This window comes from Amorphus coralli DSM 19760, assembly GCF_000374525.1.
GTDB classification, from domain to species: Bacteria; Pseudomonadota; Alphaproteobacteria; order Rhizobiales; family Amorphaceae; genus Amorphus; species Amorphus coralli.
Genome location: NZ_KB894570.1, coordinates 287,664 through 308,147 on the forward strand (window position 1 = coordinate 287,664; position 20,484 = coordinate 308,147).

Annotated in this window: 18 protein-coding genes; 5 read left to right on the forward strand and 13 right to left on the reverse strand. The window is 65.0% G+C overall.

Going from position 1 to position 20,484, the window contains the following annotated elements:
• Window positions 1-91: 91 nt before the first annotated feature.
• The 6 genes from C507_RS0101330 to C507_RS0101355 form a co-directional block, all read right to left on the reverse strand.
• Window positions 92-1,105 carry an ABC transporter substrate-binding protein gene (locus C507_RS0101330; RefSeq protein WP_018697846.1) on the reverse strand — a complete coding sequence of 338 codons (1,014 nt, stop codon included), beginning with the start codon at window positions 1,103-1,105 and terminating at the stop codon, window positions 92-94.
• Window positions 1,106-1,471: 366 nt separating this feature from the next.
• Window positions 1,472-2,476 (reverse strand): Ldh family oxidoreductase, encoded by a 1,005-nt coding sequence (locus C507_RS0101335; protein WP_018697847.1) that lies wholly within the window; start codon window positions 2,474-2,476, stop codon window positions 1,472-1,474.
• A gap of 30 nt (window positions 2,477-2,506) precedes the next feature.
• A complete protein-coding gene (locus tag C507_RS0101340; RefSeq protein ID WP_018697848.1) occupies window positions 2,507-3,208 on the reverse strand; it encodes a DUF3726 domain-containing protein in 702 nt (233 codons plus the stop codon).
• Window positions 3,205-4,842 (reverse strand): hypothetical protein, encoded by a 1,638-nt coding sequence (locus tag C507_RS0101345; RefSeq protein ID WP_210162070.1) that lies wholly within the window; start codon window positions 4,840-4,842, stop codon window positions 3,205-3,207. The genes C507_RS0101340 and C507_RS0101345 overlap by 4 nt, the downstream gene beginning before the upstream one ends.
• Before the next feature lie 58 nt (window positions 4,843-4,900).
• Entirely contained in the window at window positions 4,901-5,929 is a 1,029-nt protein-coding gene (locus C507_RS0101350) for a membrane dipeptidase (protein ID WP_018697850.1), read from the reverse strand.
• Window positions 5,930-5,939: 10 nt separating this feature from the next.
• A complete protein-coding gene (locus C507_RS0101355; protein WP_018697851.1) occupies window positions 5,940-7,394 on the reverse strand; it encodes an aldehyde dehydrogenase family protein in 1,455 nt (484 codons plus the stop codon).
• A 124-nt stretch (window positions 7,395-7,518) separates the two neighbouring features.
• Here C507_RS0101355 and C507_RS20015 point away from each other — a divergent pair, with 124 nt between their 5' ends.
• Window positions 7,519-8,412: a LysR family transcriptional regulator gene (locus C507_RS20015; protein ID WP_018697852.1), complete on the forward strand. Its 894-nt coding sequence runs from the start codon at window positions 7,519-7,521 to the stop codon at window positions 8,410-8,412.
• 6 nt (window positions 8,413-8,418) lie between these two features.
• On the opposite strand, the gene C507_RS0101370 is transcribed toward C507_RS20015, so the two are convergent.
• The 4 genes from C507_RS0101370 to C507_RS20020 all read right to left on the reverse strand — a co-directional run bounded on the left by C507_RS0101370 (window position 8,419) and on the right by C507_RS20020 (window position 12,708).
• On the reverse strand, window positions 8,419-9,540 hold the full coding sequence (locus C507_RS0101370; protein WP_018697853.1) for a class I SAM-dependent methyltransferase: 1,122 nt from the start codon (window positions 9,538-9,540) through the stop codon (window positions 8,419-8,421).
• Window positions 9,541-9,623: 83 nt separating this feature from the next.
• Window positions 9,624-10,706, reverse strand: a complete 1,083-nt coding sequence (locus tag C507_RS0101375) for a TRAP transporter substrate-binding protein (RefSeq protein WP_018697854.1) — start codon at window positions 10,704-10,706, stop codon at window positions 9,624-9,626.
• A gap of 108 nt (window positions 10,707-10,814) precedes the next feature.
• Window positions 10,815-12,194, reverse strand: a complete 1,380-nt coding sequence (locus C507_RS0101380) for a TRAP transporter large permease (RefSeq protein ID WP_018697855.1) — start codon at window positions 12,192-12,194, stop codon at window positions 10,815-10,817.
• A gap of 1 nt (window position 12,195) precedes the next feature.
• Window positions 12,196-12,708, reverse strand: coding sequence for a TRAP transporter small permease subunit (locus C507_RS20020; protein WP_018697856.1), 513 nt, complete (start codon window positions 12,706-12,708; stop codon window positions 12,196-12,198).
• A 328-nt stretch (window positions 12,709-13,036) separates the two neighbouring features.
• On the opposite strand from C507_RS20020, the gene C507_RS0101390 reads away from it, so the two are divergent.
• The 4 genes from C507_RS0101390 to der all read left to right on the forward strand — a co-directional run bounded on the left by C507_RS0101390 (window position 13,037) and on the right by der (window position 17,300).
• Window positions 13,037-13,618: an NnrU family protein gene (locus C507_RS0101390; protein WP_018697857.1), complete on the forward strand. Its 582-nt coding sequence runs from the start codon at window positions 13,037-13,039 to the stop codon at window positions 13,616-13,618.
• A gap of 139 nt (window positions 13,619-13,757) precedes the next feature.
• A complete protein-coding gene (locus C507_RS20025; RefSeq protein ID WP_018697858.1) occupies window positions 13,758-14,504 on the forward strand; it encodes a tetratricopeptide repeat protein in 747 nt (248 codons plus the stop codon).
• Window positions 14,501-15,853: a PQQ-like beta-propeller repeat protein gene (locus C507_RS0101400; RefSeq protein ID WP_018697859.1), complete on the forward strand. Its 1,353-nt coding sequence runs from the start codon at window positions 14,501-14,503 to the stop codon at window positions 15,851-15,853. The genes C507_RS20025 and C507_RS0101400 overlap by 4 nt, the downstream gene beginning before the upstream one ends.
• Window positions 15,825-17,300, forward strand: coding sequence for a ribosome biogenesis GTPase Der (der, locus tag C507_RS0101405; protein ID WP_018697860.1), 1,476 nt, complete (start codon window positions 15,825-15,827; stop codon window positions 17,298-17,300). The genes C507_RS0101400 and der overlap by 29 nt, the downstream gene beginning before the upstream one ends.
• 41 nt (window positions 17,301-17,341) lie before the next feature.
• Here der and C507_RS0101410 read toward each other — a convergent pair whose 3' ends face one another.
• The 3 genes from C507_RS0101410 to C507_RS20030 form a co-directional block, all read right to left on the reverse strand.
• Window positions 17,342-18,106: an SDR family NAD(P)-dependent oxidoreductase gene (locus C507_RS0101410; RefSeq protein WP_018697861.1), complete on the reverse strand. Its 765-nt coding sequence runs from the start codon at window positions 18,104-18,106 to the stop codon at window positions 17,342-17,344.
• A 2-nt stretch (window positions 18,107-18,108) separates the two neighbouring features.
• Entirely contained in the window at window positions 18,109-19,602 is a 1,494-nt protein-coding gene (gene purF / locus C507_RS0101415; protein ID WP_018697862.1) for an amidophosphoribosyltransferase, read from the reverse strand.
• Window positions 19,603-19,776: 174 nt separating this feature from the next.
• Window positions 19,777-20,472 (reverse strand): CvpA family protein, encoded by a 696-nt coding sequence (locus C507_RS20030; protein WP_018697863.1) that lies wholly within the window; start codon window positions 20,470-20,472, stop codon window positions 19,777-19,779.
• Window positions 20,473-20,484: the final 12 nt, after the last annotated feature.

Below are 20,484 nucleotides of genomic sequence, written 5' to 3' on the forward strand. Positions count from 1 at the left end.
GCCAGTACGGCGGGCTCGAAAAACGGTCGGGCGCGAACGCCCGACCGCAACTTCAGGAGGGACGACCGTCATGACGGCGGCCGCTCCGAACTCAGTTCAGGGAAGCCTTGACCTTGTCGGCCACATCGGCCGGAACCCAGGCCGTCCAGACGTCCTCGTGGTTCTCCAGGAAGTAGGCCGAAACGTCTTCCGGGCTCGCGGACTGTTCGTCGCCCCAGGCCAGAATCTCGTTCACGACGTCGTTCGGGATCTGCATCTTGGACAGGAAATCAGCGACCGGCTGTGCCTTGTCGCGCAGCTCGGTCGTGGCGGCCACGGCGACTTCGCCCTTCTGCCAGCCGGAGACCTGCGGGTCGGCACAGTCCTTGTCGGTCAGGCACTTGAACCTTTCGGCGTCGTAGGCCGGCATGTCGAGACGCACCAGGCCATAGCGGCCGATCACCGCCGTCGGACCCCAGTAGTAGCCGACGAAAGGCTCCTTGCGGGTTACCTTTCGGGCGATGGACGCCTTCAGGTTGGCACCGGAGCCGGGGGAGAAGAGCTCGAAGGTCTCACCCAGGCCGAGTGCCTTGAAGAGGTTATTCGTGATGATCTCGCAGCCCCAGCCGGGAGGGCAGCCATACAGGCGACCCTGATCGGGCGAGGAGGGCTCGGTGAAGACCTCCCAGTTGTCCTTCAAGTCGGTGACCGACTTGATCTCAGGGTGCTCCTCGGCGAGGTAGTCCGGGATCCACCAGCCCTCGACGCCGCCGGAGCCGAAGATGTCACCGGCCTTGTAGACGTTGCCTTTGTCCATCGCCTTTTCCCAGATGGCCTGGGCAGTGGAGACCCACATCTCGGGAGCGATGTCGGGCTGCGACTTGGTCAGCATGGAGGTGGCGGTGGGAACCGTGTCTCCCGGCACGAGTTCGGCATTGCAGCCGTAGCCTTCGGCGAGGATGTCGCGGGTGATATTGGCCAGGGCGCTGGCGGACAGCCACGTCATGTTGGCGACCGTGATGGTATCCTCGGTGCCGCAATCGGCAGCCTTGGCCGTGGACGGCGCAAGGCCGGCGGCAAGCAATGCAATGCCACCAGCCGCAACGAGCGGTTTCACGCAGTTCATGGTGCTGCTCCTCTTGATCCAGTTGGGACGGCGCCGCGGATTCGCCGCGCCACTTCGGGCATCGCGACTTGCGAGACACATCTGCCCAGCCGAGCCGGGACCCCGCCTCGGCAAGAGGCTCGCGCAGCATGGAATTCAGGGCAATTGTAAAGTTTTGTCCCCGACTTCAATTCAATTGATGTCGTTTGCCTCCCGCAGAAATGGCAGTGTGCAGGTGCCCCGACGGGAGAGTCAAACCGGGTAGGCATCCGGCCGTGGTCGGGATGGCTCCTCGTTGGAGGGGTGACCATCAACGCCGCGCCGCCCGACAGGAAGCGATGACCGCTCCGGCCTGGAGCGGTTCGCTGGAGCGAATTCTGATCGCTGTCAGCGGATGTATGCGTCGATGCGGGCAATGAGGGCGTCTGGGACCTCGGTGCCTTCTGCCTCGATCCGAGCGCGGTTGCCAAAGCGCCGGCTACCGGGGATCCGGGCACCCTCCTGTGCTTCGATGGCGGCAACGAGTTCGGCGACCGAGCCGCTGAAAGCACCACCGGAGAACGCTCCCGGATCGACTGCGAAGAAAAACTGTCCTGTCTTTGGCGGTCCCCCTGCCGTCCCGGAAAACGGGCTGGCGTCCTTTCCGAGTGTGGCGCCGGAGAGGGCGGCGGCAAATATTTCAACCATCAGGCCTGCACCGAAACCCTTCGCGCCGCCGGACGGAGTCATGGAACCTTTCAACGCAGCTTCAGGATCGGTGGTTGATTTGCCCGCGGCGTCGAGCGCCCATCCCTCCGGGATTACCTCGCCCTCACGGGCACGCATCATGATTTCGCTCTTGGCAACGGTGCTGGCGCTCTGATCGATGAGCAGGCTCGGTCCGTCTTCCCCTGGAACGGCGAGCGAGAATGGGTTCGTGCCGATCACCGGCTTGCTGCCCCCAACCGGCGCAATGGAGGCCGGCGCGTTGGTGAAGCCGAGGCCGACAAGCCCCTCCGCTGCAAGCCGCTCGGTGTGGTAACCGAGTACGCCGCAGTTGTACGAATTGAAGACGGCCAGTCCGGCAACGCCATTCTCGCGTGCTGCCGGAATGAGTTCAGCGAAACCTGCCTCGATGGCGGGATGAGCGAAACCGGTTGCCGCATCGATCCGGATCGAACCGGGACGCGGCCTGTCCAAGACCGGGTGGGCGCGCCCGTCGACCTTTCCGCATTCAACGTGCTCGCAGTAGATTGGGATGTAGTGCAGGCCGTGGCTGCGGATGCCGTCGCGCTCTGCGGCCACGCAGGCGCGGGCCATGGCGTCGGCCGCGCTTTCCCGGGCCCCGGCGCCGAGCAAGGCGCGGGAGGCGAGGCTTTCGATGTCGGCGAGCGTCAGTCGAGTAGTGGTCACGGGGGCATCCGTCGGTTCGGGAAAGGGACGTCAGTCACTGTCGATGCGGCCGGCGCCTGCACCGCGCTGCCGCGACTCCTCCGAGGCTGGCACTAGAGTGCGTGCCATCAGGCGGGCGATGACCTCGGCAGCCTCCGGCTCGACCGGAGCCCCGTCTGCGAAGGCTGTGTCGCGGGCTGTCCTGTCGGCATAGACGCGAAGTGGAGCGGGGCGGGGCGCAACAGAGCCGAGCTCGATCAGCAGGTCTGCCGGGCCGGTCCAGTCAAGAAGCTCGATACCGGACAACAGAGACACAGTTGGCGCGGTCACGAGGACGCTGGGTGCCCCCTCATGTGTGTCTCCTAGAAGAACGGACACAGCAGGAGCCTCTGAGATGGTCGCAAGCAGGGCCACAACGAGAACAGGGGACGCGACTGAAGTGAGTCGGACCGTGGTGGACCCGGCATTGAGAAGATCGGCGGCCACCACGCCCGCATGACAGGCGCAGAGTGGTATTCCCGCAGGGGGCGCCAGCGTCCAGCCGGCGCCCGTGTCGGTTCCGCGACCGAGCGCCGTCCGGCCCTCCAGGCTGGCTTCGAGGGCAGATCCACACGTGGCGAGTGCCGGCAGCCCGGCGATGGCGAGCCACTCGGCCGCGCGACCGACCTCATTGGCAATACCGTAGGGCAGGCCCGCGCCGATACCGGCTTTCCGGACAGAGACCTCGATCTCGTTGAAGGACAGGGTGGTCATTGCGGGTTTCCAGGTGCGAGCACGAACCACTCGGGTCCATCGCGCGTGAGTTCGTCGGGCAGCGGAGCCCCGGCAAACATCGTGATCCGTGTCCAGAGGTCCGACTTCGGGTCGAATTTCGATGCACCGAAAAAGGACAGCTTGCAGCGCAGCAAATCGATCGGCAGGCATTCCTCGCCGATCAGGTTGTCCCGGATTTCGCCATAGGGATAGCGTGCCACCGTCTGGATGCGCGCCATGGTTTGCCGGACCTCCGGATGGACCAGCGCCACCTCCACGGCCAGTGCGTCGTCGGCAAACGTCTCGAGTATTGCGGAAAAAGCTTGCACGTCGCGTGCAATTGCGAGCGGCATCTCGCGGTCGGCGCCGTCTTCAAGGGCGCGCTCACCAAGGCGCGGCTCGAGCTTCTCTTCCGATACGTACCAAAACCGCTTCTGGGAGGGCGGTGCGCCGAAATCGATGGCCAGCGCCCACGCGTAATGGGATCGCATCAGCGCCTTCAGGCGGCCAACCGGCATGCGAGCGTCGAAACGGATCGCCTCGCCGGCGCTCATCCCTTCTGTGAGCGGGTCCACGATCTCCGCGTGCGGCTCGAGAAGAAGCGAGACCGCCAGTTCCTGCGCTTCCAGACCGTAAAACTCCTCGACATGTCGGTAGATCTGATCGAAGGGATGGGCATGCCGGAACGGGTCGCTCGCCGCGATCCACTCGGACAACGCCGCGAGATCCTGCCGCAGATCGGAAATCCGTGCGCTCTGGCGGACGTCCTCCACACACCACTCGGCGACATGGGCGCGGGCTTCCGCAAGCCGCTGGCGAATGGCGTTCACCGTTTCGGGTGCTGCATGGTCGAGGCTCCGCACCCGGGCGAGGGCGGTTTCACGCGCCTCGATCCAGTTGTTGATGAGCACCGGCTGGTTGGCCAGGAACGGCGCCATGCCGAGGCCGGTCGCATTGCCGATGCCGAGGCGGCGCCGCAGGGAACGGTCTAACGGTACGGCGGTGCCCGGCGCCCGGTTGCGGGCAATGTGCTCCACAAGATCCAGTGTGAAGCATCGGATGAGGTAGACGTTCAACATCTCCGCCTGGAACGGCCCGGCGGTCTCCGGTCGATCGGCAATGCGCTTGCGATCGGCGATGCCAAATTTGCCGTTCCCGTAGACCGCCGTCGTACGCATCAGATAACCGACGCTTTCGACCAACTCCTCGTCTGGCTGCCGGCCGGAGGCAAGCCGTTCCACGACATGCTCGAAGAAGCGAACGCTGCGGTTGGCACGCGACAGGACCAGCTCGGTGGGCTGGTAGCGTCCGGCCTCCTGGTATGGCGCATTGTGTGACAGCCGCTCGATGTCGGAGGCGGTCGGCATTCCGTCGAACAGACAGAAGGTGCCGTCCCAGGCCTCTGCGATCACCCGGTCGCTGCGATGCTCGGCATCCAGCGGGCGGGAAAAGGCGATGAGCGTGTATATCCGCTCGGGGCCGCGCGCATGATAGAGGACATGGCCATAACCCTCTGCGTCGAGGGCGTTTTCGCCTTGTTCGATTGTCCAGCCCTCGCGTTGCAGGCGGCGGATGAGGGTTGGCATGAAGGAAAGGCGTGAGGGAAAGAAGCTGCCGATGCGCTCGAGGCGCATGACAGTGGAGGGCGGCCGCAGCGCGACGCCGGGCCGGTCGTCGACGACTGTCTGCCTGTCACCCTGCATGGCTCTTTCTCGCAGGCTCCGCATGAAGCGCGGCTGCCGGCTCGAAGGCGTGCGCGTAGAAGGCAAGCCAATTGCCTCCCATGATGCCTGCCATCTCTGTTTCAGAAAAGCCGGCTTTGACCAGCCCGCGCGCGATTGTCATGAAGTCGCGGTTATCGCGGAACCAATCCGGTTGCGGCGGGAACCCGGCCGCCGCAGCGCTGCCCTCGCCATAGTCGACGTCCTTGGTCCAACGGCCGTTTCGCATCCATTCAACCACGGTGTCGGGATGATCGAGGCACAGATCGCTTCCGATCCCGATCTGCTCCGCGCCGATCAATTCGGCGGTGCGCGCCACCATCTCGCAGAAGCTCGCCAGCGTGCAGTCGGACTTGTTCTTGAGGTGGTGGGGATACAGGGAAAATCCGAGCATGCCGCCACTTTCGGCAAGAGCCTTCAGCACGGTGTCGGACTTGTTGCGCAAACCGTCGTGCCAGAAGCTTGGGTTGGCGTGGGTAATGGCGATCGGGCGTTCCGAGAACTCGATTGCCTCGAGTGTCGACCGTTCTGCGGAATGGCTCATGTCGACCGTCAGGCCGACCCGGTTCATTTCCCGGATGACCTGGCGGCCCATGCGGGTGATGCCGGTGTCCTCGGCCTCGTAGCATCCCGTCGCCAGCAGGCTCTGGTTGTTGTAGGTGAGCTGCATGAAACGGACGCCGAGCTGGTGGAGGATCTCCACCAGGCCGATATCGTCCTCGATCGGCGAGCAGTTCTGCAAGCCGAAGACGATGGCCGTGCGGCCCTCGCGTTTCGCAGCGCGGATGTCGGAGGCCGATCGGGCCGGCCGGATCAGCTCCGGAAAGCGTTCGAACCAGCGGTTGAACGCCTCGATGTTGGCGACCGTTTCCCGGAAATTCTCGTGATAGCAGATCGTGACGTGGACCGCGTCGACGCCGCCTTCGCGAAGCTGGCGAAATACACGCTCCGACCAGTTGGAATATTGCAGGCCGTCGATGATGTAGGCGGGGCGGTCCATCCGGTCGCTCTCAGATCTCGGGATTGCCGGCGCGGATGTAGGCCGTCTTCACCTGGGTGTAGAATTCCGCGGCGTAGCGGCCCTGTTCGCGCGGGCCGTAGCTGGAGTTCTTCCGGCCGCCGAACGGCACGTGGTAATCCGTGCCGGCGGTGGGCAAATTGACCATCACGCAGCCGGTCCTGGCGTTGCGGCGGAAATGAGTTGCCCGCGCGAGTGACGAGGTGATGATGCCCGCGGTGAGACCGAACTCGGTGTCGTTCGTGACGGAGAGCGCTTCCTCGTAGTCGCCGACCTCTATGACCGCCGCGATAGGGCCGAAGACCTCCTCCCGGTTCACACGCATGGTGTTACTGGAGCCAGTGAGGAGGGCAGGGCTCATGAAGTAGCCTTCCGTGACCCGCTCCAGGCGCTCGCCGCCGCAGGCGATCTCGCAGCCTTCCTGCTTGGCGAGATCCAGGTAGCGCATGTTGGAGGCAAGCTGGGCTTCGCTGGCGACCGGTCCCATCGTGACGCCGTCTTCAAGAGCGTGTCCGACCTTCATGGCGCCAAGCGCGGCAACGAGCTTCTCTACGAAGGCGTCGTGGACCGTCCGGTGGACGACGAGGCGCGACGAGGCTGTGCACTTCTGGCCGGTTCCGGAGTAGCCGCCGGCGACCGCGCAGGTGACGGCGACGTCCAGATCGGCGTCTTCCATCACGACGAGCGCGTTCTTGGAGCCCATCTCGAGCTGGACCTTGGTGAGGTTCGAGGCCGCCGCCGCAGCGACGCCACGCCCCACGTCGAGGGACCCGGTGAAGGAGACAGCGTTGACGCTCCTGGCCTCGATCAGCGGCTGGCCGACCGCGGAACCGGAGCCCATGAGGAGGTTGAATGCGCCCGCCGGAAGGTTCTGGCGAGAGATGATTTCCGTCAGCGCCCAGGCTGACGCCGGGGTGAGGTTCGCCGGCTTCCAGATGACCGCGTTGCCGAAGGCGAGTGCGGGAGCGATCTTCCAGGCGGCCGTGGCCGTCGGAAAATTCCACGGCGAGATGACCGCCACCACGCCTATCGGCTCCCTGGAGACATCGACCTCGATCTCAGGACGCACCGATTCCGCCTTGTCGCCCTGCAGGCGGATGACCTCGGCAGCGTAGTACGTGAAGAACTGGCCGGCCCGATAGACTTCCCCAACGCCTTCTGCGCGGGGCTTGCCTTCCTCGCGTGACAGAAGCTCGCCGAGCTCCGCCGAACGGCCCATGAGTTCGCGGCCGATGGCGTCAAGCGCGGTGGCACGCTGCTCGAGACCTGTCCTGCCCCAAACCTCCGCGCCGGCTTCCGCCGCGGCGACTGCATCAGCCACATCGCTGCCCGAAGCTTGAGCGTAGTGCCCGACCACGTCCGACAGGTCGGACGGATTAATGTCCTCGATCGTGGCAGCGCCGGTGCGCCAGGAGCCTCCGATGTAGTTTGGGAATACGTCAGTCACGCTGGAACAACCGATGCTTGAAGGTTGGATGGACGGATGATGCAGCAAGACTGCGGGCGGACGTGACTTCAATCAAATCGAAACTTCTGTTACGGATTTCAGACTGGCTTAACTGGTGAGCGCCATGGCCCTGACACTTGGACAGCTTCGCGTCTTCCTTGAGGTCGCCGACCTCGGCAACATCAAGGATGCGGCTGAAAAGATCGGTCGAACCCCTTCGGCTGTTTCCATGTCGTTGAAACAGCTGGAAGAGCAGCTCGGAGGGTCGCTGTTCGAGAGCGATCGCAAAACGACGCTGACCTCGCTTGGCGAGTATGTCCTGACGGTTGCCCGGGCCGAGGTGAGGGGCTTCGATCGCTCCGTCGCCGCCGTCCAGGCCTACGCACGCAACGAGATCGGTCGGTTGGAGATCGCCTGTGTTCCGTCGGTGGCGACGCAACTCATTCCCATGGTGCTTAACGACTTCCTGACGCCGCGACCGGATATCGAGCTGGATGTCCGCGACGCGGATTCGGAATCGGTGGAGCTGTCCGTAGAACGCCAGCGGGTGGAGCTTGGCATCGCCGGGCGACCGGCGAACGCCGGCATCGTCGCGTTCACTCCGGTGTTCAGGGATCGTTTCGTTCTGGTCTGCTCCGCGGAAAGCCCGCTGGCGCAAACGGACGCTCCCATTAAGGCAGGCGAGATCGGGAACATCCGCTTCATTGCCAACGGTGCCTCTGCGCGCATGCACGCCCCGGAATTCCAGGCGATTTCCCAGGCCTCGCGCCTGATGGTCCGCAACGTCACGTCGCTGCTGGCATTGGTGCGCGCCGATTTCGGTGTCACGGTGCTGCCGGCGCTGTCCGTCGCTGCTGATCCCGCGGTGTGCTGTCGTCCCCTCGCGGGCGAGGATCTCTACCGTGAGGTCGGCCTGTTGACGCGAGCGGGCCGCGCGCTCTCGCCGGTCGCGGAGGCATTCAGCGACGCCTTCCGCGAGACGATCGCGCGATCGGGGATCGATGCGCTGCCCGCCTGACACCGTTCAGGCCTTCTCCATCACGACCACGATGTGGATGTAGTCCATGGCATGTCCCTCGGGGGCAGCTGCCACGAAATCTTCGTAGCGCTGGTAGAACTCGTCGACGATCGCTTGTGCTTCGCCCGCCGGGCGTTCATCCAGCGCCGTGAGGTAGACGGTTTCGGACCAGGACCGCATGGTCGGGATCAGGGATTTGGCGAACTCTGCCGGAGCCATGGCGCCGCCCGACTCCGCGAAGGTCGTCTCGTAGGGGCAGCGAGTGTAGGTGGAGAAGGCGTCGACAAGCTTCAGCCCGGCCTTGGAAACGGGCGAGGAGGAGTCCGTCAACGGAGCCGTGAATTCCTCCAGCGTCCGATAATATTGAACGAAGGTGGCGCGTTCGTACTCCTTGGCCGTGATCCGGCCTTCGTCGCGCAGTTCCGTCCAGAACCGGTCGAACAGGTTGAACATGTGCTGGCCACCGGTTGCTCCCAGGTGGCGACCCTGATCGTCGATGCCGAAGTTCAGGCAGATCATGCGACCGCCCGACTTCAGTTCCTTCGCCCGGGCCAGCAGAATGCGCTCCCAGTCGGCACGGGCCTGCTCGGCGAAGGCAGCGGCCTCTTCGCCCTCGGCGCCAACGGCATGACAGTGGGTCGAGATCTCGCACGGCTTCACCGAAAGATAGTGCATGGCGGTCGCCGAGAAGCCCAGGTCGAGGGTTTCTGCAGGGAACAGTTGCACGTGAAAGCCGGTGCCGCAGCCGTAGACGAAAACGTTGCCGAGTTCCGCCTGGTAGGCGAGCGCCGCATCACCCTGGAGCCCCTGCATGGTGCGGAACAAGGTCGAGAAGTCGTTGGACGGAAGGTCGGTGTAGGTCATCGCAATCTCGCGGGCATCGCCGCCATCGCGCAGGGCCTGGAAGGCCTTGAACCACATCTCCCTACTGGTTCCGCCGTCGGCTGCACCGTAGTCGGCGACACGAACCACGCCTGTCTGCGCCGGCTGCGGCTTGAGAGCGTCCTTCACCAGAGGCAGCATCTTGTCGATGGCCTGCTTGGCGCCGTAGGTCCGCTCGGAGTAGTAGCCGCCGCTGCGCATGGAAAGAACGGCCTGGGTGCTGATCCCGGTCTGGGAGGCGGTCATCTTGGTGTGTCCTTGATCAATCGTCTGGCAATCGGAGATCGGCCGGCCGGATCTGCCCCGGCCGGCCGCGTCGCTGTCGCGGATCAGGCCGGACGGGCGTTGATGTAGGCGCCCTCGGAGATCACCGTGTACGGCCTGATGGTGGCCGAGAAACTCTTGATCGAATCGTAGACCTTGGTGGCGAGCGGATCGGAGTTCGCTACGGACTGAACGACGCCGGTGGACGCTTCGGCGAGGGCCTTCAGGACTTCATCGTTGAGTGTGCGGACGTCGACACCCTCCGACTTCATCTGCGCCAGCGCCTGTCCATTCTTGGCCACGAACTCGTTCAGCACGACCTGGTTGGCCATCATGTTGGCGCCCTTGACGATCTCCTTGAGGTCGTCGGGAAGCTTCTCCCATGCTGCCATGTTGATCATGCAGTCGAGCACGCCGCAGGGCTCCATCCAGCCCGGCCAGTAGTAGTACTTGGCAACCTTGTGCAGGCCGAAGGCCATGTCGTTCATGGGGCCGACGAAGTCGGCGCCGTCGATGGCACCGGACTGGAGCCCCTGGGGCACCTCGCCGAGCGGCATCTGCACAGGGGTGGCGCCGACCTCCGTCAGCACCTTGGCGCCGAGCCCGCCGGAACGGACCTTCAGCCCCTTGTAGTCTTCGATGGAGTTCAGCTCCTTGTTGAACCACCCGGCGGCCTGGACCGACGTGTTGCCGGACGGGAAGAACTTCACGCCCAGCTTGCTGTAGACCTCGTCGGCCAGTTCCTGGCCACCGCCGTAGGAGAACCAGGCGTTCTGCTCCTGGGTCGTGAAGCCGAACGGAACCGGCGTGAAGAACTGCATGGCCGGCAGTTTGCCGGCCCAGTACGCCGGATAGCCGTGACCCATCTCCAGGGTGCCGTCGGCGACCGCGTCGATGACCTGGAATGGCGGTACGATCTCACCGGCGGCATAGAGCTTTACCGTCATGCGACCGCCTGAGGCCTTTGAAATGTAGTCGGCGACGATTTCCGGCCCGGTGGCGAGCAGCGGCGAGTTCTTCGCCCACGTCATCTGCATGCGCCACTCGATGGCGCCCTGGGCGATGGCCGGTGCCGCGAGGCCGGTGGCGGCCGCGGTGCCGGAGGCAAGGCCGAGGCCTGCCCGTTTGACGAACTGTCTGCGATCCATGTCGAAGGTCCCCTCTTCTTGACGACAGTGATTCCGGTCCGCCGTCAGTTCGACGGGCCGCACGCGCCGGCTCCGGTCCCCTCGACCGGTTGTCCGGCAGGCGAGGTTTCAGCCCGACATGAGGCCGGGCAGCCAGTGGACGAGCTCCGGCCAGATCGACAGCACGACGACCGCCAGGAGCTGAATGACGACGAACGGGACGACCCCCCGGTAGATGACGGGCAGGGTGAGCGTGCTGGCCGCACCCTGCAGGTAGAAGATGCCGAAGCCGAAGGGCGGCGTGAGGTAGCTGGTCTGCAAGATCATGGCGGCGGCAACGCCCAGCCACAGCGGATCGACGCCCTGCATGATCAGGCCGGGCGCAAAGATCGGCACCACGATGAAGATGATCTCGAACGTGTCGATCAGGAAGCCGAGCAGGAACATCAGCCCAAGCACGAAGATCGTCGCGCCGAGCGCGCCGGCCGGCAGCGAGTGCAGCAGTTCGATGACCACGTCCTCGCCACCGAACCCGCGGAACACCAGCGAGAAGATCGTCGCGCCGATGAGGATGGCGTAGATCATCAGGGAGATGGACATGGCCGAGCGCGCCGCGTCTGCCATCATCGAGAGGCTCAGCTGCCGGTTCAGAAGGGCGAGAAGCACGGCTCCGACGCCGCCCAGTGCGGCCGATTCCGTAGCGGTGGCCAGACCGCTCAGGATTGAGCCCAGCACGAGGACGATAAGGCCTAGCGGCGGTAGCATCGCGACCAGGATCCGGACCGGGAGATTGCCGCGTTCACTTTCCGACATGCGCAGCGGCGGACAGCTTTGCGGGTCAAACACTGCTCGAACGATGATCCAGGCGACGTAAAGACCGACCAGCACCAGGCCCGGAACGAGAGCGCCGGCGAACAGGTCGGTGACCGTCAGCGGGTCGGAGGAAAAGACGCCCATCCTCAAATTGGCCTGCGTATTGGCGTTCTGAAGGGCCGTGCCGAGCAGGATCAGGACGGTGGAGGGCGGGATGAGCTGCGCCAGCGTACCGGAGGCGCAGATGATGCCGCTGGACAGGGATCGGTCGTAGCGCGCGCGTTGCATGGCCGGCAGGCTGATCAGCGCCATGGTCACGATGGTCGCTCCCACGATGCCGGTGGAGGCTGCCAGGAGCGCGCCGACCAGTACGACCGAGATGCCGAGACCGCCGCGCAGCCCGCCAAAGAGCTGGCCCATGGTGATGAGCAGGTTTTCAGCCACCTTCGATCGCTCCAGCACCGTGCCCATGAACACGAAGAGCGGGATGGCAACCAGCGTGGGATTGAGGCCGAGATCGAGAACGCGGGCGGGCAGTGAGCCCAGCAGGATGGCGTCGAAGGTGCCGAAATAGCTGCCGATTCCGGCTATCACGATGGCGGAGCCACCGAGGGCGAGCGCAACGGGGAAGCCGGTAACAAGGGCCGCGACTACGCCGACGAAGAGGAGGAGACAGGAGAGCGCCTCTGCCCCCATGTCAGTCGCTCGCTCCGAAGTCGTGAATGAGGGTGTGGAGGCTGCGGAGCACGGTCGACAGTCCCTGTATGGCAAGCAGGATGCAGAAGGCCATCACGGCCGATTTCATGAGGTAGAGAAAGGGCAGTCCGTCGATCGACGGGGAGGCCTCACGCAGGGCCCAGGACCGCTGCAGGGCCGGCCAGGCCTTTACCGCCAGTACGGCGACCATCGGCCAGAGGAAGAACACGGTGCCGAGAAGGTTGATCCAGGCCTTGGGCCGCGCCCCGAGGCGTCTGTAGAACAGATCAACCCGGACATGGCCGTCGGTGGACAGCACAGCGCCGCAGCCAAGGAAGACAAGGGCGCCATTCAGCCAGACGAAGCTTTCAGACAGCCACGGATAACCGAGGGAAAGGCCGTACCGCAGCAGGGCGACAAGGGCGGCGAGAGCGACGACGACGGGGAGGGCCCATTTCAGAAGCTCCCCAAAAGCTTCCATGACCCTGTCGATGGAGATCGCCGCCTTCAGCATCCGCTACCACCGATCCCGATCCAGGCGGCAACCGGTGCCCTTCGAAGGTTCTCTTTCCGGAGCGAGCCGTCCGGGTCGCCGGATCCGATGTTCCGACCGCACGCTCACCTGGAAAGGAGGGGTAATGAAGGTCCTCATTTCAAGAAGCGTGCCAAGCGGGGCTGGTTGAGGCAAACCGGAATTATTTGTTCACGCTTCAAAAAAGCTGAACTGGTTTCCGGGGCGGTCGCGTTGGATGGTCGCGCTGGCCAACGAACGGGATGCGGGAACGCTGGAATCGTCCTAGACAGGGGGTCCCGGGCGCGCCCATCGGACGGAGGCTTCGACCATGTGGATCTTCATCCTCGGACTGGTGATCTTCTTTGGCACGCACCTGCTGCCTGCTGACACGGGCCTGCGTGCAGCGATCCGGACGAAGCTGGGCGAGAGCGGCTACCGGGTGATCTATTCCGTCATCGCCTTCGTCGGCCTCGTGATGATCATCTGGGGCTACGGCGAGTGGCGCGCTGTCGGACCGCCGGTTCTCTACGTGCCGCCCCTGTGGACGCGGCACCTCGTGATGCTGCTGATGCTGCCTGTATTCGTCCTGCTGGTCGCTGCCTACGCGCCCGGTCGCATCAAGTCGGCGGTCAAGCACCCGATGGTGCTGGCGGTGAAGATCTGGGCATTCGCCCATCTTCTGGCCAATGGCGAGCTTCCCTCCGTCCTGCTGTTCGGGTCGTTCCTGGCATGGGGCGTCATTGCCCGCATTTCCCTGAAGAAGCGCCAGGCGGCCAATCCCCATGGTGCGGACCCGGTCGTGGGGCCGGTGCGCAACGACGTCATCGCCGTCGTGGTCGGCCTCCTTGTTTACGCCCTGTTTGTCTGGAAGGTGCACGTCTGGCTGATCGGGGTTCCCATTCTCGCCTGATCTTCACATCGCTCGATGAGCTGCCTGTACGGGCCAAATGGCTTGGCCCTGAGCCCGGAACGCGTTACACGGCGCGACCGGGACGGGATTGGCAGCGACCTGCGAGCGCGGCGACAGAACCGATGAGGATCGACGGACGATGACGGATATTTTCCAGGAGGTTGAAGAGGACCTGCGTCGCGAGCGCATGAAGTCGCTCTGGGACCGCTTCGGCATCTACTTGATCATCGTCGCCGTGCTGATCGTCGCCGGAACCGCAGGCTATCGCGGCTACGTCTATTTCAAGACCAAGGCAGAGCAGGAAGCGGGTGATGCGTTCCTCGCAGCGCTCGATCAGTCCGCCTCGGGCAACCACGCGGCGGCGGCCGACTCCCTGATGGCTTTTGCCGCGGACGCGCCGGGCAACTACGCGGTCCTGGCGAAGTTCCGGGCAGCCAGCGAACAGGCGCTGGCCGGAGAGACCCAGTCTGCGGTCGACGCGTTCGACGGTCTGGCCGGCGACAGCGCTCTTTCCCGCACCCAGCGCGACCTGGCCAGGGTCCGCGCGGGCTACGTGCTGCTCGGCACTGGAGAGCGCCAGGAAATCGAGGATCGGCTGTCCGGTGTCGCAACGGAAACCGGGCCTTGGCGCAACTCCGCTCGCGAGATCCTCGGCGTCGCCGCCTATCAGGCCGGCGACCTCGAGGGCGCGGAAAAATGGATGCGCGAAATCGAAATGGACCCCGCCGCACCCCAGGATCTGAAGGCGCGGGTCGAACTGTTCATGAGTTTGATCAACGGCTCCCGCGCCCGCCCAGCTGACGACGAGGCGAGCGACGCCGGCCCCGCGGCCGCACCGCAGGGTGATGACGAGGCCGGGGCGGGGGCTTCGGAGGTGAGTGAATGATGGGTTCTCTGCGTCCGATCGTGGCACTTGTCGCCACGGCGGTACTGGTCAGCGGTTGTGGTTCGGTCGGTGACTCGCTGTCCTCGATCAATCCGTTCCACAAGAAGGATACGATCCTTCCGGGCGAGCGCAGCCCGATTTTTCCGAACCAGGATTCGCCGCAGGAAGTGAACGAGGACGTTGCGGCGATTTCCATCGGCGCGGCCACTTCCATGACGAACTGGCCGCAGTCCGGCGGCAACGCGGCAGCCAACACCGGCCACCTTTCCTTTGCCGGTAGCGGTGCGCGCGCCTGGCGTGCGTCCATCGGCGGCGGCGGCGGCAGCATCATGCAGTTCGCCAACGAATCGCAGCGCATCGCTGCGCGGCCCGTGGCGTCGGGTGGCAACGTCATCATCTATTCTCCGGATGCCACGGTGACGGCGCTTTCGGTTTCCAACGGTGGTCGGCAGTGGACTGCCAACCTGCGGCCCGAGAAGGAACGCGATGTCGCCAGTGGCGGTGGCGCCGCCATCGACAACGGCCGGGTCTTCGTTGCCACGGGCTACGGTTCGGTGGCTGCCCTCGACCTCGGCTCCGGCAGGGTCCTCTGGACGCAGGAGCTGGAGACGCCGGCGCGCAGCACGCCGACAGCGACGGCCGGCAAGGTCTTCGTGGTCAACCAGGCCAACGAGATCATCGCTCTCAGCCAGGCGGACGGCACCGAGGAGTGGACCTATCGGGGCATTCCGGAAACGGCCGGGCTCCTGTCCACGGCCAATCCGAGCGTCTCGGGCGACACCGTCGTCGTTCCGATGAACTCCGGCGAGGTGATGGCCCTTTCGGTGTCCTCCGGCGAACCGAAGTGGATCGATTCCGTCACTCGTTCGACCCGGACCCTGGCCGTGGCCGGTCTCACCGACGTCTCCGGCAGCCCGGTCATCGACGGCGGGCTGGTTTTCGCCACCGGCGTCGGCGGACGGACGATCGCGGTCAGCCTCTCCACCGGCGAACGCGTCTGGGAACAGAATATCGGCAGCGCTTCCACGCCGATCGTGTCGGGTAACGGCCTCTTCCTGATCGATCTGGAGGGTCGCATCGTCGCGCTCGAGAAGAAGAGCGGCAAGATCGCCTGGCGGACCGCGCTGCCGACCAAGAAAAAGGGTCGCTTCGCTTGGAACGGGCCGCTGCTTGCCGGCAATTCGCTCTGGATGGTGTCCAATGCGGGCCTGCTAATCTCGGTCGATCCTTCCAACGGCCAGATCCGTTCGCAGACGGATGTGGCCAGTCATGGCTATACCGCTCCGATCCTGGCGTCGGGCTACATGGTGTTTGTGTCCGATGCGGGCGAGATCTCGGGACTCCGATGACGGCGAGGCCGGTCGCGCAGGCGACCGGCTTGCGCGCGTCGCGATCGTAGGCAGGCCGAACGTCGGCAAGTCGACGCTGTTCAACCGGCTTGTCGGAAAGCGCCTCGCGCTCGTCGACGATACGCCGGGGGTCACACGCGACCGGCGCGAAGGCCAGGGCCGGATCGCCGACCTGCGCTTCGTGGTGGTCGACACGGCCGGGCTTGAGGACGCGGGCCCCGACAGCCTCGAAGGCCGGATGCGGCAGCAGACCGATCTGGCGATTGGCGCAGCGGATGTCATCGTTTTTGTGGTGGATGCGCGGGCCGGTATCACCCCGGCCGACGAGGCCTATGGGGCACTGCTCAGGCGCACGTCAGCACCCGTCATCGTGTTGTCCAACAAGGCGGAAGGGCGCAGCGGCGATGTCGCGGCGCTGGAAGCCTACAGTCTCGGTCTTGGCGAGCCGCTCGCCTTCTCGGCCGAGCATGGCGAGGGGCTGGGCGAGCTCTACGACGCGCTGAAGGAGCGGTTCGAAACGCTCGACCTGCGTGATGACCGGTCAGCTGGCGAGACAAGCACAGAGACGACCTCGAAGAGCGACGATCCGCTGGCGCCGGACGACGACGCCCCGGCCGAAGATGCGGCCGGTCCCGGTCGCTCGCGGCCCGTCCAGGTGGCGATCGTCGGGCGCCCGAACGCCGGAAAGTCTACGCTGATCAATCGCCTCCTTGGCGAGGAGCGCATGCTTACCGGTCCGGAGGCTGGAATCACGCGCGATTCTATCAGCGTCGACTGGGAGTGGCGCGGGCGTGAATTCCGGCTGGTGGACACGGCCGGAATGCGGAAGAAATCCAAGGTCCAGGAGAAGCTGGAACGCCTCTCCGTCGCCGATACGATCCGTGCGCTTCGGTTCGCCGAGGTGGTCATCATGACCATCGATGCCACCATGCCGTTCGAAAAGCAGGATCTGCACATCATCGATCTGATCGTCCGCGAGGGCAGGGCGCTGATCGTCGCTCTCGACAAGTGGGACCTGGTCGAGGATCGCAATGAGACGATGAATGCCCTGCGCGAAGCCGCTGACAGGCTGTTGCCGCAGGTGAAGGGTCTGAGGCTGGTTCCGGTGTCGGGGCTCACCGGGCAGGGTCTCGATCGGCTGATGGAGGCCGTGCTCTCCACCGTTGAGCTCTGGTCGACCCGCACCACGACCGGGCAGCTGAACCGGTGGCTGCACAATGCGATCACGCGTCATCCGCCGCCGGCCATCGGCGGCCGACGCATCAAGCTGCGCTACATTACTCAGGTGAAGACCCGGCCGCCCCACTTCGTGGCGTTCTGTTCGATGCCGGAAGACCTTCCGGAAGCCTACAAACGCTACCTGGCCAACGGGCTGCGGGAGACGTTCGGGCTTGAGGGCGTGCCGATCAGGCTGACGCTGCGCAAGGGCGACAACCCCTACGCCTGATCCCGATCGATCTGCTGCCGAGCTGAATGTGGCCGGCCGATCTACGCGAGGCTGGTCGACCGCGCGTCCGGCGGGAGCCCGTCGTCTGCCATTTTGCGGCTGAGCTCGATCAGGCTGCCGTTCTCAAGACACTGCGGCGTGAGCAGTGCCATGATCGGCGCCGCATGAGCGCTTGGATGCGCCAGCGTGTCCTTGTCTTCGCCCGGATAGGCCTTGCCGCGGAAATGGCTGCGCGTGGGGCCAGGGTCGACGAGGTTCACGCGCACGCTGGTGTGGGCAATCTCGTTGGCATAGGTCCGGACGAGGGCCTCGAGGCCGGCCTTCGACGCTGCCAGAAGTCCCCAGAACGGCTCGCTCGTGCGGGCCTGCTCGGCGGTCATGAAGACCGCGCGTCCGGCAACCGACTGGCGAAGCAGCGGGTCGAGGGAGCGGATCAGGCGATAGTTGGCCGTCAGGTTGAGACCGATCGTGTCGGTCCAGACTTTCGGCGGCAGGTGACCGATGGGCGAGAGCTGACCAAGTATGCCGGCGTTCGCCACCAGTGCGTCGAGGCGTCCCCAGCGCTCAAAGAGCCCGGCACCGAGCCGGTCGATGGCGTCGAAGTCTGTGAGATCGAGAGGCACCAGCGTCGCGGCTTCGCCGCCCGCACCTCGGATGGCGTCATCGAGCTCTTCAAGCGCCCCCACGGTGCGCCCGATGGCGACGACGTGAGCGCCAGCCTCACCGAGCTTGAGCGCAACAGCCCTGCCGATACCCCGCGTTGCGCCCGTGACGACGACAACGCGATCTTCGAATTCTCGAGACATGCTTAGCCGACCTCGGCGAGAAGCGAGAGCTGCGGATCGCCGTTGTTCTCGGCGCGGTCGGTGAGGCGGGTCGGATAGTCGCCGGTGAAGCAGGCGTCGCAGAATTGCGGGTTCTCGTTTGTCCGCGCAGGCTCGCCGGCGGCCCGGTAGAGTCCGTCGATCGTCAGGAAGGCGAGGCTGTCGACCTTGATGTAGCGGGCCAGCTCCTCGAGATTCATGCGGGCGGCGATCAGCTTCGATTTCTCCGGCGTGTCGACACCGTAGAAGCACGAGTCGGTTGTGGGCGGGCTGGCGATGCGCATGTGCACTTCCGCCGCGCCGGCCTCGCGCACCATCTCCACGATCTTCAGCGACGTGGTCCCACGGACGATGGAATCGTCGACCAGCACGATCCTCTTGCCCTCCAGGATCTGGCGGTTGGCGTTGTGCTTCAGTTTCACGCCCATGTGCCGGATGGAATCGGTCGGCTGGATAAAGGTCCGGCCGACATAGTGATTGCGGATGATGCCCAGGTCGAAAGGGATACCGGCAGCTTCCGCGAACCCGATGGCGGCTGGCGTCCCGGAGTCGGGAACCGGCACCACCACGTCCGCCGGCACCGGCGCTTCGCGCGCCAGCTCCGCTCCGATGCGCTTGCGCACGTCGTAGACGTTCTTGTTGGCGACGATGGAGTCGGGACGGGCGAAATAGACATACTCGAACACGCAGAACCGCGATGAGGGCGTGTTCGCGAACGGGTGAAGGGATTCGATCCCGTCGTTGGTGATGACCACGACTTCGCCGGGCTCGATGTCGCGCACGAAGCGGGCACCGATGATATCGAGGGCGCAGGTCTCGGACGTCAGCACGTAGGCGCCGTCGAGGTCACCGAGAACCAGCGGCCGGACACCCAGCGGATCGCGGGCACCAACCAGTTTCTTGTCGGTCATGCCGACGAGAGCGTAGGCGCCTTCAAGCTGGCGGATCGCATCGATGAAGCGCTCGATGAACGAGCTCCGGTCGCTGGTTGCCACCAGGTGGATCAGCGTTTCCGTGTCCGAGGTCGACTGGAAGATCGACCCGCGCTTGCGCAGCGCCCGCTGCATGGTGCGCGCGTTGGTGATGTTGCCGTTATGGGCAACCGCAAAGCCACCGCCGGCAAACTCCGCGAACAACGGCTGCACGTTGCGCAGGACGGCACCGCCCGTGGTCGAATAGCGCGTGTGGCCGATGGCGCGGTTGCCATGCAGGCGGGCAATCACCGAGGGCTTCGTGAAGTTGTCACCCACGAGGCCTATGTGGCGTTCCGTGAAGAACTGGGCGCCGTCGTAGGAGACGATGCCTGCCGCTTCCTGGCCGCGATGCTGCAGCGCGTGCAGCCCCAGCGCGGTCAGTGCGCCCGCATCATCGTGGCCGAAGATACCGAACACGCCACATTCATCATGAAAGTGGTCGTCCGCCTCGTCGGCATAGGCACCAGCGTCGGCGCTGCTTACTGAATCGTAGAGTCGGGGCATTCGGGACCGAACCTCATCAACCCCCCATGATCGACCGTCTTGCCGCGGATCTCTCTGTCCGTTCGCAAATAAGTCGACCGCCTCACAAAATCCAGAGGGTCCGGCCTTCTTCCTCGGAAGGTCCGGACGCCTCAGGCCTTCAATGGAACACCGCCCCTCGGACCAGGCACAAGCCTAGTTCGCCGGTGTTCCCGTGTCGGTACCAGCGGGAGCGGCGGGATCGGGCGTAGTCTCCGACCCGTTGCCGTCGCCGGTGGATTGGATCAGCTGATCCATCTGGTTGCGCTCCTGCGACCCGTACTCCGGAGTGGTCCGGGTCGGGGCGGTCGCATTGTCGTCGGTCGGGGCGCCGCTCTCGCGCGGCTTCACCGCGTCCCGGAAAGTCGCCTCGGGATCCTCCGGCAGGGCTGCGAGAAGGCGGTTGCCGAGGTCGTTGAGGGTGGGGCGCGACGCCGACTGCACGACCCAGCTCGGCTGGTTGCGCTCGGGCACAAGCCAGTTGAAGAAGATGAGGGCCACAACGATCAGGAGCACGCCGCGCGCGGTGCCGAAGAGAAAGCCGAGGAAGCGATCGACGAAGCCCGCCCGGCTGTCGACCACGAAATCGGAGATCTTCATGGTGATGAAGCTGACGACGATCAGCGTCACCAGGAAAATGATGGCCGCGGAAACCGCCAGCGCGATGGTCGGCTGAGAGATGTAGTTCTGGACGGTGGGGACCAGATCGTCGTGGAAGAGATAGGCCACCACGGCGGCGATCACCCAGGCCGCGATGGACAGCACTTCCCGCACGAAGCCGCGGATCATCGCGAGCACCGCCGAGATCAGCACGACCGCGAGAACGATGGCATCAAATGCGGTGAAGGACATCGATCGGGCTCC